The organism is Bradyrhizobium sp. USDA 4473 (assembly GCF_054063335.1).
Map to the genome: position 1 here is coordinate 2933191 of NZ_JBSSGE010000001.1, position 15690 is coordinate 2948880.

General features: G+C 60.2%; 14 protein-coding genes. 10 read left to right on the forward strand and 4 right to left on the reverse strand.

Features of this window, described 5'->3' with window-relative positions:
• Positions 1–229: 229 nt before the first annotated feature.
• Positions 230–601: a response regulator transcription factor gene (locus ACVW17_RS13745; RefSeq protein WP_456797229.1), complete on the reverse strand. Its 372-nt coding sequence runs from the start codon at positions 599–601 to the stop codon at positions 230–232.
• 11 nt (positions 602–612) lie between these two features.
• On the reverse strand, positions 613–6258 hold the full coding sequence (locus ACVW17_RS13750; RefSeq protein ID WP_456797230.1) for an AAA family ATPase: 5646 nt from the start codon (positions 6256–6258) through the stop codon (positions 613–615).
• 1 nt (position 6259) lies between these two features.
• Between ACVW17_RS13750 and ACVW17_RS13755 the strand changes: the two genes are divergently transcribed.
• Together ACVW17_RS13755 and ACVW17_RS13760 are read left to right on the forward strand one after the other, a co-directional pair.
• Positions 6260–6559, forward strand: coding sequence for a hypothetical protein (locus tag ACVW17_RS13755; protein WP_456797231.1), 300 nt, complete (start codon positions 6260–6262; stop codon positions 6557–6559).
• Positions 6556–7218, forward strand: coding sequence for a response regulator transcription factor (locus ACVW17_RS13760; RefSeq protein WP_456797232.1), 663 nt, complete (start codon positions 6556–6558; stop codon positions 7216–7218). Before ACVW17_RS13755 ends, ACVW17_RS13760 begins: the two co-directional genes overlap by 4 nt.
• Positions 7219–7463: 245 nt before the next feature.
• Here the strand turns inward: ACVW17_RS13760 and ACVW17_RS13765 are convergent, their stop codons facing one another.
• A complete protein-coding gene (locus ACVW17_RS13765; protein ID WP_456797233.1) occupies positions 7464–8261 on the reverse strand; it encodes an SDR family oxidoreductase in 798 nt (265 codons plus the stop codon).
• Between the two features lie 92 nt (positions 8262–8353).
• Entirely contained in the window at positions 8354–9022 is a 669-nt protein-coding gene (locus ACVW17_RS13770; protein WP_456797234.1) for a sensor histidine kinase, read from the reverse strand.
• 284 nt (positions 9023–9306) lie between these two features.
• Between ACVW17_RS13770 and ACVW17_RS13775 the strand changes: the two genes are divergently transcribed.
• The 8 genes from ACVW17_RS13775 (at position 9307) to ACVW17_RS13810 (ending at position 15686) form a co-directional block, all read left to right on the forward strand.
• Positions 9307–10239: an MBL fold metallo-hydrolase gene (locus tag ACVW17_RS13775; RefSeq protein WP_456797235.1), complete on the forward strand. Its 933-nt coding sequence runs from the start codon at positions 9307–9309 to the stop codon at positions 10237–10239.
• A gap of 26 nt (positions 10240–10265) precedes the next feature.
• Positions 10266–11252, forward strand: a complete 987-nt coding sequence (locus ACVW17_RS13780; protein WP_456797236.1) for an alpha/beta fold hydrolase — start codon at positions 10266–10268, stop codon at positions 11250–11252.
• A gap of 34 nt (positions 11253–11286) precedes the next feature.
• Positions 11287–12123, forward strand: coding sequence for an alpha/beta fold hydrolase (locus tag ACVW17_RS13785; RefSeq protein ID WP_456797237.1), 837 nt, complete (start codon positions 11287–11289; stop codon positions 12121–12123).
• A gap of 103 nt (positions 12124–12226) precedes the next feature.
• The gene (locus tag ACVW17_RS13790; RefSeq protein WP_456797238.1) at positions 12227–13195 is read left to right on the forward strand and encodes an MBL fold metallo-hydrolase; all 969 of its coding nucleotides are present in this window, start codon (positions 12227–12229) and stop codon (positions 13193–13195) included.
• 61 nt (positions 13196–13256) lie between these two features.
• A complete protein-coding gene (locus ACVW17_RS13795) occupies positions 13257–14294 on the forward strand; it encodes an alpha/beta fold hydrolase (protein WP_456797239.1) in 1038 nt (345 codons plus the stop codon).
• Between the two features lie 125 nt (positions 14295–14419).
• Positions 14420–14866: a cytochrome P460 family protein gene (locus ACVW17_RS13800; RefSeq protein WP_456798944.1), complete on the forward strand. Its 447-nt coding sequence runs from the start codon at positions 14420–14422 to the stop codon at positions 14864–14866.
• Positions 14863–15297 carry a hypothetical protein gene (locus ACVW17_RS13805; RefSeq protein ID WP_456797240.1) on the forward strand — a complete coding sequence of 145 codons (435 nt, stop codon included), beginning with the start codon at positions 14863–14865 and terminating at the stop codon, positions 15295–15297. Before ACVW17_RS13800 ends, ACVW17_RS13805 begins: the two co-directional genes overlap by 4 nt.
• Complete coding sequence (locus ACVW17_RS13810) at positions 15294–15686, forward strand: YidH family protein (RefSeq protein ID WP_456797241.1); 393 nt, start codon at positions 15294–15296, stop codon at positions 15684–15686. Before ACVW17_RS13805 ends, ACVW17_RS13810 begins: the two co-directional genes overlap by 4 nt.
• Positions 15687–15690: the final 4 nt, after the last annotated feature.

Here is a 15690-nt window from a genome sequence, read left to right on the forward strand (position 1 = left end):
GGGTCCCGCCGCTACGCGTCGGCGCTATGCTGACCCTCCTGCGGGTGCCTCTTAGACGGGTCTCGCGACCCTTAGTGGTCTCCGCTTCGCTTCGCCCATACGCTTGTCTTCTTTATTAACGACGGCACCTCGCGCACAAAGCTTCCTGATCCCGCCCGCCAAACGAAGATGCTCGCTTTAGATGCCGATCCCCTAGAATGGGAGGTCATGCCGGATGACACGCACCGCCTCACGCAGTATGGACGGCGAGGCGGATGCACTTCATTAGACTTTCTCGGCTAACCGGCTTGCCAAGTACACAAACTGCCCCCGCTTTGAAGGCTCTTGCTCGGGTCTGGTCGTCCGCGAACGCCGAAATGACGATGACCGGAATCTTGAAGCCCGTCTCGGCTAGGCGGCTCTGCAGCTCAAGTCCAGATATGCCGCCCAGCCTGACGTCAGTGATCAGGCAAGTCGTCGAATCGAGCCGCCCACGAGATAGGAACTCTTCTGCAGACGAAAATCCGTCCACCTCGAAACCCGAAGCGTCGAGAAGATCCTCCAACGCCTCCAGAACCGTCGGGTCGTCATCTACGCACGAAATCAAAGTTGGTTCGGTCACGAGGGTTTCCTTCAAAACTTCGGCATCCCGCCGGGCAAGCCGCCTTCAACAACGGTCTGATCGCGAGAGCCGACAGGCGCGAGACCCGCCACGACGGGGATTTGAAAGATGAACCTTGTGCCGGAGCGCCTCGGCTCGGCCCACAAACGTCCACCATGTATCTCGACGATGGACCGACAGATCGCCAAGCCCATCCCCATACCGTCCGGCTTGGTGGTGAAGAAGGCGTCAAAAATCTTGCTCGAATCGACCGGGTCAAGACCCCTACCCGTGTCCTCCACGCTGACCTTCAGGTGTCCTGCGATATCTCGCGTCTCGATCCGAAGCATCTTGGTTCGGCCCGTGACATCAACCATTGCGTCGATCGCATTGGCGACAAGATTGAGAACGACCTGCTGAAACTGGCCGCGGTCTCCGAAGAAGCTGACCGTACCCTGAAGGTCGACATCAAGCAGTATGCCTTCCTTGCGGATTCGGGCTTGTGTCAGGTCGATAACCCCTCGGACGGCTAGGTCCGGCTCGAACTCTTGACCTTCCGACGGGGCTTTCTTGAGCAACGCGCGAATGGTCTTGATCACCTCGCTTGCACGATGGCCATCTCTTACGACTCGCTGCGCGGCTGCTCGCGCCTTTTCGACCTCCGGCGGGCTTTTCTCGAGGCGAAGCATGCAGGTTTCCCCGCTCGCGACGATCGCCATCAAGGGTTGATTGAGTTCGTGCGCGACGGAAGCTGCGAATTCGCCAATAGTCATGCGCCGCGCGATATTCTCCAGATCGGCTTGGGCCTTCCGCAAGGCTTCATCCGTCCGACGCTGCTCCGTCAGATCCTTGCAGATCGATGCTGTGCCCCTTCTTTCACCGGTTGCGCTGTCGACGATATAGAAAAGATTTTGCAAGACGGGTATCGGCGCATTCGTTTTGAAATGTCTCAGATTCCGCTCTCCGGTCCACCGGCCGTCTCGCTCAAGGGCGGGAAGAATCTCCCTCAAATATCTGTCGTCTTCTTCGGCCGGCCTCAGGTCACTGATCTGAACTCTGGAGACATCCGCGTCCAGTTCGATACCCACCATGCGCCTTCCACCCGCATTGATGTAGCCGTCACGCCCCTTTGTCGGCAAATAGCCGATGAAGTCGCTGCTGTTTTCGACGACCGAGACCAGCATCTGCATCTCGTCGTGAGATGCCTGCAGACGATCCTGGGTCGTCTTGAGATCGGCATATAAACGGGCGTTCTCGAGTGCGTTGGCGGCCTGCGAGGCCAATGCGCGAAGCACCGCGGTGCGTTCCGGCGTGAACGCGTGCGTGGTCAGGCGGTTTTCCAGGTACAGCGCCCCGACCAGGCTCGATTGTTTCGTCAGGGGGAGGCACATCAACGAGCGGATGCGCTGGCCTCGGATGTAGGCATCGGCGGCGAATTGACCCTCCAAGGCATCGTCCAACAGGACGGTCTGTTGGGCCCTCAGGACATAACGCAGGATCGGCTGGCAAAGTTCGTTCGGAGAGGAAGTCTCGTGTCGAAGTTCGACCCTTACCACCCCGCCCACAACTCGAGCCTCCGCCTCGATGCGGGCATCCTCGCTGCCCGAGAGGATCAGCAGCCCCCGGTCGGCTCCGGCATGTTCGAGAGCAATTGCCATGATCCGCTCGATCACGCGATCAAGGACGATCTCGCCCGAGACCGCGAGCGATGTCTTCATGATCGCCGCCAAGTCCAGATGCTCTGGGGTCTGCCCGGATCGCGCTTCCTCGGCTAATTCTCGCTTTGTCGCGTCCGGATCGAGCTTCTCGAGTTGCCTAACCTTCGGCATTGCGCCCCATTGCTCGTAGGCGGTTCGGGCCCTCCTCAGATATCCCATCGCCGCGGTGTCGGCTCCGGATGACCGATAGTACCGGGCAGCGAGCTCGGCCGCGATCGCCTCGTTCTGAACGAAGCCGTTCTCATGTGCCGACCGTATGGCGAGCTCGTACAACTTCATCGCTTCGCTCGCTTTTCCACGTAAACGAGCGAGTTCGGCCTCCAACAGCGCCTCGCGGTGCGCCTGATTTTCCTGACACCCCTTCGACCACCTCGCGATCCGCCGCCGATGCGTCTCTATCGAATCGATGTGCTTTTGACGTTGCGGCCCCGGGATTTCCTCACAGGTGGCGGCCAGGGTCAGGGCGCTGTAGAAATGGTACTCGCCGATCTCTAGAAAGTGCTCGGTCGACCAGATCAAGCCTTGAGCGTTCCGCGCGGCCGCGAGGGCTTCCGGCATTTCGCCCGCCATGAAGTGCTGCTGCAGTTTGCAGATGTAATACCTGGCCGCTCCGACCGCGGAACGGGTACCGGCCTGCATGAGGCGTCGTTCGAAGGCCAGTTCGCTGCCGTCCGCTTCCGGAAACAGACCGACGTCTGTCCGTTCGCCCCGAAGCGAACGAACGAGGAGCAACTGGGCGACCAGAGAGTCGATCGCCAGCCCGAATTTCGCCCCCCGCATCGACGACAGCGCCGCTTCGAGCTCCCACTCCACCTCCGCAAGGGGGGTCCCGGAAGCCAGCAGATTGGCTACAAGGCTCCTGATGCTGTAGGCAGCATACGTCAGGTCGCCCGATGCGTAAGCCTCTTCAACGGCGCGCCTGAGCACCTCCCGGCCGGACGAATAAGGTCGTGCCCAAGGAAGCACGAGAGCTCCGAAGAAGGTATGTACTTTGGCCTTGAAGCGGTCCAAGCCGCGCTTGTCCACTAGGTCGCAGCCGAGTTGGCCGAATCTGAATGCCGCTTCATAATCGTCTTGGCGCAATCCCAGCACGATGCTGAGCAGCGCATAGGCGCAAGCAGAAGCGTCGCAGTTGCCGTGCATGAGACTGAGATTGGTCATGCGAATGACCGCCAGATAGAAAAGGTTGTTGTCCGTGAAAGAGGCGGGCGCGAGAAAGTCCGCGAGCACGTCGATCGTCGCAAGCAGTTCGGCGTCCTGCAGCAACGGGAGATCGATCATCTCCTCGATCGTCCGCTCGCCGAGCAAACGCCAAACTATCGACAGGTCCCCATCCACTTCCTCGTCCGAAGGATGGGGAGACCATTCTATCCCGGCGGGTAGCAGGTATTCGAGACCGACGGCTATGGCGCCATCGATCCTGTCGATAGTCGTATACAAGATCATGCGCAACCGAGCGACCGCCGATCGATCGACCGCGGATCTCGCCACGCCCGCGAGACCGTCCAGTCGGGTCTCCGCCCCCAGGTGATCTCCCGTCAGGAATTCGCATTCCGCCCGGTTCAATTCGAGCTTGAAGTTCAAACCGTGATTTTCCGGCCCTGGTTCGACTGGCTGAAGCGCCACGGCTCCCGCAGCGAAGTATTGCAATGCCGCCGCATAGGCCGTGGATGCTTTGGCGCGAATCCCGGCCGTCAGATTGAAGCGAGCGACCTGCTCGCGTTCCGAGGACGATTGGATGAGGTGTGCGGAACGATTGTACTGCTCTACGAGATCGAAGATCTTCTCGTCCACCTCTTGCTGGGAGAGTGTTCGAGCGAGCACTCTCGCCGTCCGGAGATGCTGATGGGCGCGCTCCGCCTCCGGAATCGACGAATAGGCCGCTTCTTGAATCCGATCGTGGACGAAGGAGTATTTGTCGGCACTCACAGACACGAACTCGAGGCGCACCGCCTCCCAAAGTGCGGCCTCCAGCGCTTCGCGCGTCTCTCCGTACAGCGCAGAAAGCGTATCTGCACGCGCTCCGTTGCCGATGCAGGCCAAATCCTTCAAGGCTTTCTGCACGTGACTGGGCAACTTATTTAATCTTGCCACCATGAGGTTGACGACGTTGTCGGTAAACCTTTTCCGTGCGATTTGCCCTATGTCCCATGTCCACCCCGCTTTTTCGGCCGCGAACGCAAGCAATCCATCGTGCTCCAGCGAGGTGAGGAACTGGATAACGAAGAAGGGATTGCCGCCTGTCTTCGCGTGCACCAACTGAGCCAACGGCCGTGCGCGCTCCGGACGACACCGCAATGCGCCGGCCACCAACTCGGTGAGTTCTCCAAGCGCGAGATTTGCCAACGAGAGACGGCGTAGCGAGACCTTCGATTCCTCGATATCTGCGAGCGTTGCTGTCAGGTGATCGTCGGAGCTTACTTCATTGTCCCGATAGGCTCCCACGAGAAGCAGATACCCCAATTCATTGCGAGTGCAGAGATTTTTGAGCAGGTCGAGGGTGTCCGGATCGCTCCAATGGAGATCGTCGAAAAAGATAACGAGAGGATGCTCGGAACGCGCAAAAGCGCCGATGAACCGACCGATCAACGTTTTGAAACGCAGCCGTGCATCGTCCGGCGACAGCTCCGAGGCTTCCGGTTGTTTACCAATGATCAGCTCCAGCTGCGGAACCAGACGGATGATGGATTGAGCATTTTGACCTAGAGCCTCCATCAGCCGAGTTCGCCAGCGCGCCAATTCGTCGTCGTTCTCACCCAGCACGCCTTGGACCAAATCCCGCAGCGCTTGCGTCAGAGCGGCGTACGGAATCTCGCGCTTGTATTGGTCGAATTTGATCCGCGCGAACGACCCTCGGCGGGTGGCGACCGCTCTGTGAAGCTCGTTCACGGCCGATGACTTGCCGACCCCTGGACCGCCCGATACCAGGATCATTTCGGTTGAGCCGCCCTCGGCGACCCTCTCGAAGGCATCGATCAGGGTATCTACGTCGGATTGTCGGCCGTAGAGCCGCTCGGGAATGAAAAGACGATCCAAACCGTCGTTCTCGCCGGGGGAAAAGGCATCGATGCTTTGGTGGGACTGCCAATCCGCTTGGCAACGCCGAAGATCGGCCAGAACGCCGGAAGCGGTCTGGTAGCGGTCCTCGGCGTTTTTCGCGAGGAGCTTCATGACGACGTCGCCGACGGGGGCGGGCACGCCATCGATCTGAACGTCAGGTCGGAGCGGCTGTCGGGCGATGTGACAGTGGATCCATTCGACCGCGTCAGCCGCCTCGAACGGTAGGCGTCCGGTGAGCATCTCGTAGAGGGTGACGCCCATGGAGTACAGATCGCTGCGAATATCTACCGACCGGTTCATCCGACCGGTCTGTTCCGGCGCTATGTAGGCCAATGTGCCCGCGATGGCATCGACCGAAGAGGCCATACGTCGCTCGCGCGTCAAGCGCGATGCGATGCCAAAACCCATGACGCGAACGATATCCTTTTCGTCCACCAGCAGGTTGGCAGGATTGATGTCCTTATGAATGATGCCGGCCAGGTGTATCTGCCGAAGCGCTTCCGCCAAGCTTACCGCAAGCCGAAGAAAAGCAGATAGTTCGAGAGACTTGCCAAGCCGCTCATTAAGCGGCATGCCGCCGGGGTCATCGAGGATGAGTGCCGGTCCTTCTTCGCCTCGCACAAGCTCGACGGGACAGACCGCCCATGCGGAATCGAGGTCGCCGGCAATAGAAAACTCGTTCCCTAGCTGCTTCACCAAGTCGGGGTTGTGCGTGGCGCTGCGCGGCTTCCGAACCAGGACTCGGCGACCATCCGGGGATCGGCGCCCCCTCAGCAGCGTGAAATCGTCACCTTCGCCAATGATTTGAAGTACATGGCCGGAAAGATCACTCAGGGGTGGCCCCTCTGATTCCGCATCGTTGACCGACTCGGCGCAACCTTTCTGGCAGCGGAACTGCATCGTGAGCCTTCCTGCGGCGACGAATGGCGACCTCGCCGAAGGAGTATCAAGAGACCGTGGCCGGCTCTATGACACCATGGTATCGGTGGCGCGCCGCGGCTCCATGATGCTTGTTGCTTCGCCGCCTTCGAAAGCACATAATACCGCAGTCCGGATCACTGACGATCGAAAGCGGATCATGGCTCAAAAGGCCGTTGAATATCGTGTCTTTTGGAAAGCCACGCGGCGCGGTCTGTGGCCTGATGAGCTGGTGACCGCTTCCTTAGCCAGCGGGATCGACGTTCAAAGGGAAGAGACATGACGATATCGAGCGCGGTCGATGCCGGGTCTTCATTTCTCCCCTCCAAACCGAAGGTCTTCGTCGTCGATGATGACCCGTCGGTCCGAGACTCTCTCGAAGAGCTGATCAGCACGAGAGGCTGGGAAACGGAAACGTTCGCCACGGCACAAGAGTTTCTCTCGCGTCCGCAGGACCCCGTTCCGAGCTGCTTAGTGCTCGACGTCAGTCTCCCTGGGCTCAGTGGACTGGAGCTTCAGAAGCACCTGGTAAGCCAGGGGATCGGCATCCCAATCATCTTCATCACCGGCCACGGCGACGTACCCATGTCCGTTAAAGCGATGAAGGCCGGCGCGATGGAGTTTCTGATCAAGCCCTTCTGTCATGGCGACCTATTCGGGGCGATCGAACTGGCACTCGCGCGCAGCTATTCCGCGATGGGTGGTGACGCGGAGTTGCGCGAATTGCATGAACGCCATTGCTCGCTCAGCCCCCGTGAGCAGGAAGTGATGGCACTGGTGGTGAAGGGCCTGTTGAACAAGCAAGTGGGCTACGAACTCGGGATCAGCGAGATCACCGTAAAGGCTCACCGAGGCAAGATGATGCGAAAAATGAGGGCGCGATCCTTGGCGGATCTTGTGATCATGGGCTCCAAGCTGCAGCAGAAAAGTCGGCAGAATTAATCCCATCGCCGATGGCGATGCTCGCACTTTCCGGCGAGTACGAGAAGAGACGAGAGCCCAAATCAAGTCGCATCGTCCCGTCACCCGGATCCTTCGGCGGCTCCGGTCCCCTTTGCTGGATCCCGCTCAGGTCTCGGTGGCAGCTGACGGTCAAGTCGACGACGGGATCGGTCTGACAACGAAAAGGGAGGGGACGACCATCGACATCGACGACCGTCGCTCCCGGGGACTTTGCGACCGATGCGTCAGATCTGCGCAAAACCTCCGTCCACGAAGAGCTCGACGCCATTGACGTAGCTGCTTTCCGATGAAGCGAGGAAGAGCACGGCATTCGCGATCTCCTCCGGCGTCCCGACCCGCCCGAGAGGGGTCGCATCGGCCGCCGCCTGAATGAAGTTCGGCATCTCTTGCGGCGTCAGTCCGAGACCGTCATAGCCGGGGGTCGGCACCGTGCCCGGACTGACAACATTGACGCGGATTCGTCTTTCCTTGAGATCCACGATCCAGCCTCGCGCCAGCGCACGCAGTGCCGCCTTACTCGCTGCATACACGCTGAACGCCGGCAGCCCCTTCACGCCCGTGATGGACGCGTTGATCACGATCGACGAACCATCCGGCATCAAAGTGAGTGACTTCTGAACGGTGAAGAGCGTGCCCTTGACGTTGACGGCGAACGTCTTGTCGAAATGGCTCTCGCTGATGGAGCCGATAGGTGCGAATTCGCCGATGCCGGCGTTGGCGAAAAGGATGTCGAGCTTCCCTTTTTGGGAGCGTATCGTATCGATGGTGCGGTCTATATCCGGAATCCGTGCGATGTCTTCCTGGATTGCCATCGCATTAGGGCCGAGAGCGGCCGAAGCGATGTCGAGCTCCTCCCGGCGTCGTCCGGTGATGAACACGTATGCTCCTTCCGCGACGAACAATTTCGCCGTCGCCAGGCCAATACCGCTGCTGCCTCCCGTTATCAGGGCGATTTTACCGGCCAGCCTGTTGGAGCCGATCCGATCTGCAGGTGTGGGTGAAGCCGTCTTTTGGTGGTCCATGTCGTCTCTCCGTTGCTGCATCCAAGAGTTGGGAAGAAGTGACCGTCTTCAAGTCCAAGCTTGTGCGATCGACGGTTTCGCCAAGCGTATGTTCAGACTTCCATTAAGTTCGACGTCACGACGACCGATGTTCCCGCTGGTCCGGACCTGACGATCATTTCGCCGCCAATCGCGTGCACCAGCTGATTCAGAATCCGCGAGCCGGCGCCGCCGGAGGCGATGCCCATTCCCCGTCCGTCGTCGGAGACGATGCAGACCAGGGAGGCGCCGTTTTCGAAGATACTTACGCGGACCGTGCCGCTGTCTCGCCCGCTGAAAGCGTGGCGGGCGGCATTCGTCACGAGTTCGGCGACGATCAGCCCGAGCCTCTCGCAACGTTCGGCCGGCATCTCGCCGACTTCCGAGAGGAGTTCGCACCTGACGCCCATCGGTCTCAGTAGCGCCTCAGATAGGGCCTTGCACAATTCCTCCATGTAGTCGGAAAGCGAGATCTTGCCTTGGAGGCCACCGACGACCAGGGACCTGTGCAGCATTCCGAACGCCGCGATCCTCGCTTCGCATCGCTCAAATGAGCGCCGGGTCTCGGCCGAGATCGAAGTCGCGAACTCGCGCCGAAGGGCGAAGGCAAGAACCGTCAGAGTGTTGGCGAAACGATGATTGGTCTCCCGCAGGAGGACCAGTTCGTCGCTGTTCGGCGGCAAAGCGAGGCTTTGCCTGGTGGCGCTAATCTCCAAATTCCTGAACATCGCATCCTCCGACAAGGTGGCCTCCTTCGAAAGGCTTTTGGCTGATCGGTTGTGGAGCATGCCACGCCGATCGACGTGCTTCGCCACAACTGCAGCACGTATGGCTCGGAATCCATTGCACGATGGTATCGACGGCGTGCTTTTCGTCGTTATCGTCTCTTTTCGAAATCGAACGGCATCAACCAATCCGAAGGTATCACCGACACCTTCGTGCAATGGATCATCGGCGCACGTCAGATCATGTTCGCATCATCGGTTGCACGATCGCAGCAACCAAGCATGCGAGTTGGAGATCGTCGATGAGCTTTGACATTCAGAACCTCGATCGCCCTAGGGCAGCCGTATCCTTGCGAGGATCGAAGTCACCTCGCGAAGTCCGTCCCAACACCTCGTCGGGCTTCTTCGCGTTCGAGCACGGCGAGTTCGAGATCAGCATCGTCAGCGACGGATATCTTGAAATCCCGGAAGAGATTTTTACTCCAGCAGTCGCGCCGAGGCAGCGAAGTGAGGTTCTCGAGCGTCTGGATATTGTGGGAGACACAGTCCGCGCGCCGACCAATATCCCCGTGTTGCGCTATCGGGACGAAGTGATCCTGTTCGATGTCGGCGGCGGCGACAGATACCAGGCAACGGACGGGCGGTTCTTCGATAATCTGCTGTCGGCCGGCCTCGATCCGGATGCGGTGACAAAAGTTGTCTTCACGCACGCGCATCCGGACCACACGGGCGCCACTCTCGCATCCGACGGATCACTCTTGTTTCCGAACGCCACTTACTTCGTTGGCGCTGCGGAGTGGGACTACTGGATGGACCCGGACTTCTTCAGCAAGGCTCCGGAGGGAATTCACGATTTCGGCAGGGGCGCGCAGCGTGATCTGGGCGCGGTCCGGGACCGGGCGGTCATGCTCAAGCCCGGGGACGATGTTATCTGGGGCATCCGTGCAATCGACGCCGCCGGCCATACGCCGGGGCACCTATCGTTCGAGCTCGCAGGGGACGGCGGACTCATCATCGCTGCAGACGCAGCGACCAGCGAGGTCGTCGGCGTCGAGCACCCCGACTGGCACTTCGGTTACGACAGCATTCCTGAACTAGCCGTCCGCAATAGGCGACGGCTGCTCGATCGGGCATCGACCGACAAGACAAAGCTCTTGGGATTCCACTGGACGTATCCAGGGCTGGGGTTCGTCGAAGTTCATGGGAACGCCTACCGCTACGTCCCCATCGCGTGAAGACACGCACCACAGGAGTACTCAATATGACACATCAGAACAACCGGACGATCGGGTCGAAACTTGCGTCCCGTCGCAGCGTCCTGATCGGGGGAGTGGCCAGCGCATCGGCGCTGGCGCTGATTGGACATGCACCGCTTGCGGCTCGGCCGCGAGAGATCGCCGCGATGGACCGCCAGGCGGGGCGCGCCATCAAGACGAAGGACGGCACCGAAATCTTCTACAAGGATTGGGGCAAGGGTCCGACCGTCATTTTCAGTCACGGCTGGCCGCTTAATGCGGACGCTTGGGACGACCAGATGTTCTTCATGGCTTCGCATGGCTTCCGTTGCATCGCGTACGACCGGCGCGGGCATGGACGATCGGGGCAACCGTGGGACGGAAACGACTACGACACTTTTGCCAGCGACCTGGCTGATCTCATAGAGACGCTGCGCCTCGAGCAGGTCACTCTGGTAGGGCACTCGGCGGGCGGCGGAGACATCACGCGCTACGTCGGTCGATTCGGAACCAATCGTGTCGCGAAGATGGTGCTAGTCTCGGCCATTCCGCCATTGATGCTGAAGACTTCGGCCAATCCGGGCGGCGTGCCGATCGAGGTGTTCGACAACATCCGGTCGGCCGTGGCCACCGACCGCGCGCAATTCTACCGAAATCTCGGCGACGGGCCCTTCTATGGGGCCAACAGGCCGGGCTCGAAGGTCTCGCAAGGGGCCAAGGATGCGTTCTGGCTTAGCTGCATGCAGGTCGGACTGCGGGCGTCGTACGAGGGCATCAAGGCTTTCTCGGAGACCGACTTCACGACCGACCTGCAGCGGTTCGATGTTCCGACGCTCATCGTTCATGGCGAGGACGACCAAAACGTTCCGATCGCAAACTCGGCCCTGCTCTCATCGAAGATGATCCGAAAGGCGAGCCTGAAGATCTATCCGGGCGCACCGCACGGGCTGACGCTCACCCATAAGGATCAATTCAACGGCGATCTCCTCGGCTTCATGAAGGACGTGAGCTGACCGAACGCCGACCACCCCCCGCACCGCAACCCAAATGAGGACGAAGACCATGAGCACCATTACGACCAAAGACGGCACGACGATCCACTACAAGGACTGGGGCAAGGGCCAACCGATCACCTTCTCGCACGGATGGCCGCTCAACGCGGATGCGTGGGACGACCAGATGCTCTTCCTGGCTTCCAACGGCTTTCGCTGCATCGCTCACGACCGCCGAGGGCACGGCCGCTCGGGACAATCGTGGGAGGGCAACAATCTCGACACCTACGCCGATGACCTGGCGGAGCTCATGGATGCGCTCGATCTCAAGCAGACCGTCATGGTCGGTCACTCAACCGGAGGCGGCGAGGTGACACGCTATATCGGTCGGCATGGGACCAAGCGCGTGGTCAAGGCCGTGCTCGTGTCCGCCATCCCGCCCTTGATGCTCAAGACGCCGGCAAATCCCGGAGGACTGCCGATCGAGGTGTTCGACCAGATCCGGGCGGGGGTGAAGGGGGACCGATCGCAGTATTACCAGGACCTCAGCCTTCCTTTCTACGGCGCAAACCGCCCCGATTCGAAGGTGTCTCGCGGAATCAAGGACAGTTTCTGGCTGTGGTCGATGCAGGCCGGAGAAAAGGGAGCGTACGACTGCATCAAGGCCTTCTCGGAAACGGATCTCACGGCCGACCTCAAGAAGATCGACGTCCCGACCTTGGTGCTGCATGGCGATGACGATCAGATCGTTCCCATCGCGGATTCGGCGCTGCTGTCCTCGAAGCTTATCAAGGAGGCGACTTTGAAGGTCTACCCCGGCGCGCCGCATGGTCTCTTCGCCACGCACAAGGATCAGCTCAACAGCGATCTCCTTGCCTTCATTCGAGGCTGAACCAGGTCGATCAGAGAGCGGCGGGCGTAACATGCCCGCCGCGGAAGATCGGACTTTGAGATCAATGCGAACTCGACACGAACAGAGTGAAGCGAGGACGGTTATGGAGCAGCGAACTCAGAAAACGATGTCGCGCCGCGGGTTTTGCCTGTGTTGCTTGGGCGGCGCCGCGATCGCGGCGGGCGGATGGTTGACGCCACGGCAAGCGTTCGCCGAAGCCAGGGGCATCGTGAGCCTCATCAAGGACAGCGCGGCGGCATCGCCGATCGCTATCCACAAGGTGCGCGGCAACATCAGCGTGCTTGAGGGATCCGGCGGGAACATTGCCGTTCTCACCGGCAAGGACGGCAAATTGCTGATCGACGCCGGGATCGGCGTGTCGCGACCGCAGTTGACTAAGGCCCTCGCGTCCGTCAGCGACGCACCAATCACGCATCTGGTCAACTCGCATTGGCATTTCGACCACACTGATGGGAATACCTGGCTAAACGAGAGCGGCGCTGTCATTCTTGCTCACGAAAACACGCGCAAGCATCTCGCCGAGCTCCAGCGCGTCGAAGATTGGGACTACAACTTTCTTCCGCTGCCAGAGGGCGGAGTTCCAACGGAAGTCTTCGCGACCGAGAAGACCCTGAAGCTCAACGGCGCCTCCATCCTATTGAAATACTACGGCGCGGCGCACACCGACAGCGACATCTCCACCACCTTCGGTGAAGCCGATGTCATGCATGTTGCCGATACCTTCTGGAGCGGCATCTATCCATTCATCGACTATTCGACCGGCGGCAGCATCGACGGGATGATCGCCGCATCGGACGCCAACCTTGCGGCGGCGACCAAGGACACGATCATAATTACTGGTCACGGCAGACCCATCAGTAATCGTGCCGAGCTGCAGGAATGGCGCGACATGCTAGTCGCGATCCGCGACGCGGTCGCCAGACTCAAGAAGAAGGGAATGTCCCGCGACGAAGTCGTCGCGGCGAAGCCAACGGCCGCCTACGACGAGCGTTACGGCCAGTTTCTTATCGATCCAGGGTTTTTCACGCGGCTTGTCTACCACGGAGTCTAGCCGGTCGGTCGGTGAAATCTATCGACCGCTCTTCCACGACGCTAACAACTTGGAGGTCAAAATGCAGAGTTATAGGGCAAGCTACAAGTTCTCCCCACTCAAGGCGGGGGGCCTGTTTTTGGGAGCGACACTCGCGCTCGGTGCGATGTCTCTCGAGGCGAAATCGGCGGAATTGACTCGCGGGGCGCCTGCGATCGCGTCCGCGAGCAGCGTCACGCACTATCGGACCAAAGAGATCGACGGCGTGAAGATCTTCTACCGCGAGAGCGGTCCAAAGGACGCTCCGGTGGTCCTCCTGCTGCACGGCTTTCCGACGTCCTCGCACATGTTCCGCAACCTGATGCCTGCCCTCGCCGACCGCTACCACGTCATCGCGCCGGACTACCCCGGCTACGGACAGAGCGAGTCGCCGGACCGCGCTAAGTTCAACTACACGTTCGACCGCTACGGCGAGCTCGTCGACGGGCTGCTCGATCAACTCGGCGTCGCCAAGTACGCAATGTACGTCATGGACTACGGCGCGCCCGTCGGCTGGCGGCTGGCGCTCAAGCATCCAGAGCGGGTCAGTGGCCTGATCGTACAGAACGGAAACGCCTACAACGAAGGTCTGAGGGAGTTCTGGGATCCGATCAAGGCCTACTGGTCAGATCATTCGGAGGCGCATCGAAAGGCATTGTACTCCCTGGTCTCGCCGGAGACGACGATATTCCAGTACACCGACGGCGTGTCCGATACTAGCCGCGTCTCTCCGGACAATTGGATTCACGACCAGGCTTTGCTGGACCGGCCCGGCAATGAAGAGATCCAGATGGATCTCTTCTACGACTACCGCACCAATGTCCCGCTCTATCCCGCGGTGCAGGCTTACTTTCGCAAGTACCAACCGCCTACGCTTATCGTCTGGGGCAAGAACGACAAGATCTTTCCTGCCGACGGTGCGTATCCCTACAAGCGCGATCTTCCCGAGGTCGAGTTTCACCTAATCGACACCGGTCATTTCGTGCTCGAGGACAAGGCTGACGAGGTGGTGCCGCTCATCCGCGATTTCCTCAAGCGCAAGGTCGCCACCGAAACGAAGCGGAAAGTTGCCGTGCAGTGACAAGCCCCGGCCCGGGCTTGTCGCCCGGGCCTTCCGGCGTTTCGCGAAAAGAGACCTCACGTTTTGAAGGGCCGAAGTCGATGAATAGGAGTCTCTGCTTTCTCTCACTGGCAGCATTCCTGGCGATGCCGTCCACGGCGGGTCACGCGGACGGAGAGGGTTCTCCGATCTTCGGCGTGACGATCCCCGAAGGTTATCGCCACTGGGAGATGATCGCGCCTTCTCACGAGGACGGCAGCTTCAACGAACTCCGCGCGATCCTCGGAAATGCAAACTCCGTCAAGGCATATCGAGACGGGACGCTTCCATTTCCGGACGGGACGATATTAGTCAAGCTCGCTTGGAAGCGCGTGCCTTCCCCGGAGTTTGGTGGAGCGTTCGTGCCGGGCCATGCGACGACGGTCCAGATCATGGTCAAAGACTCGAAAAGATACGCCTCCACGGGAGGATGGGGCTTTGGCCGGTTCGTGGACGGCGAGCCGGTGGACAGAGCTCAGCATGAGACCTGCTTCGGCTGCCACCAGGCTAACGTGAAGGACCACGACTTCGTCTTCACGAGGTTCGCGCCATGACATCAGCGAACTCCGAAGGAAAAAGCATCATGCCCCCGGAAAGCAAGACAAACTCGCACGACGAACCGAACACGGAAGCGATGACGGCCGGTAGCTGGACCATCTTGATCGTGCTCCTGCTGCTGCTTGCCGCGACGCTGGTGATCGCAGTCCTCGGGTGGTCGTCAGGAAGCGGCGCCGACGTTCCTGCTTCCGGGTATGTCGCGCTCGCGCTCGGGGTCCTGTTCTCCTTAGCCGTCGGTCTCGGCCTCATGGGACTTGTCTTCTACAGCAGCCGCGGAGGGTACGACGAACCGCCCTCGCTGCTGCCGGCCGAAAAGCCGGACGACAACGAGAGCGTCGGACCAGAAATGGACGCCATGGCCGCACCACTCAGCGCCGCCACGGCAAGCGCCACGAGAAAGACGTCGGCAGCCGAGGAGAGGGAATGATCATGATCCGGGCTTACAGCGACCATGCGGCCAACGAGCGAACCTTCCTCGCGTGGGTTCGAACCGGAATCGCCATCATGTCATTCGGCATCGTGGTGGAGAAATTCGATCTGTTCATTCGGACGCTGGCGATTTCCGAAACCACCGACACCCTGCGCAGAGCGCAACTGGAACGAATATCCAGTCATTTGGGTCCCCACGAGAGCATCGCCATCATCGCCGGTGGGGTCGCGCTGATAGCGATCCAGACGCTGCGCTTCGCACGTAACAGCCGTCTGCTGGACGACACCGAACCGCATGCGTTGAGGGCTATTCGCACGGGTTCTGTCGTCTCTGCGCTTCTCATTCTGCTCGTGGCGGCCGTCGCGACCTACCAGGTCTTCGACTGATCCG

Excerpts from the sequence above, each read along its gene's own strand:
- ACVW17_RS13750 (WP_456797230.1), bottom strand. The coding sequence starts at position 6,258 with ATGCAGTTCCGCTGCCAGAAAGGTTGCGCCGAGTCGGTCAACGATGCG.
- ACVW17_RS13760 (WP_456797232.1), top strand. The coding sequence starts at position 6,556 with ATGACGATATCGAGCGCGGTCGATGCCGGGTCTTCATTTCTCCCCTCC.
- ACVW17_RS13765 (WP_456797233.1), bottom strand. The coding sequence starts at position 8,261 with ATGGACCACCAAAAGACGGCTTCACCCACACCTGCAGATCGGATCGGC.
- ACVW17_RS13775 (WP_456797235.1), top strand. The coding sequence starts at position 9,307 with ATGAGCTTTGACATTCAGAACCTCGATCGCCCTAGGGCAGCCGTATCC.
- ACVW17_RS13780 (WP_456797236.1), top strand. The coding sequence starts at position 10,266 with ATGACACATCAGAACAACCGGACGATCGGGTCGAAACTTGCGTCCCGT.
- ACVW17_RS13785 (WP_456797237.1), top strand. The coding sequence starts at position 11,287 with ATGAGGACGAAGACCATGAGCACCATTACGACCAAAGACGGCACGACG.
- ACVW17_RS13790 (WP_456797238.1), top strand. The coding sequence starts at position 12,227 with ATGGAGCAGCGAACTCAGAAAACGATGTCGCGCCGCGGGTTTTGCCTG.
- ACVW17_RS13795 (WP_456797239.1), top strand. The coding sequence starts at position 13,257 with ATGCAGAGTTATAGGGCAAGCTACAAGTTCTCCCCACTCAAGGCGGGG.
- ACVW17_RS13800 (WP_456798944.1), top strand. The coding sequence starts at position 14,420 with ATGCCGTCCACGGCGGGTCACGCGGACGGAGAGGGTTCTCCGATCTTC.
- ACVW17_RS13805 (WP_456797240.1), top strand. The coding sequence starts at position 14,863 with ATGACATCAGCGAACTCCGAAGGAAAAAGCATCATGCCCCCGGAAAGC.
- ACVW17_RS13810 (WP_456797241.1), top strand. The coding sequence starts at position 15,294 with ATGATCATGATCCGGGCTTACAGCGACCATGCGGCCAACGAGCGAACC.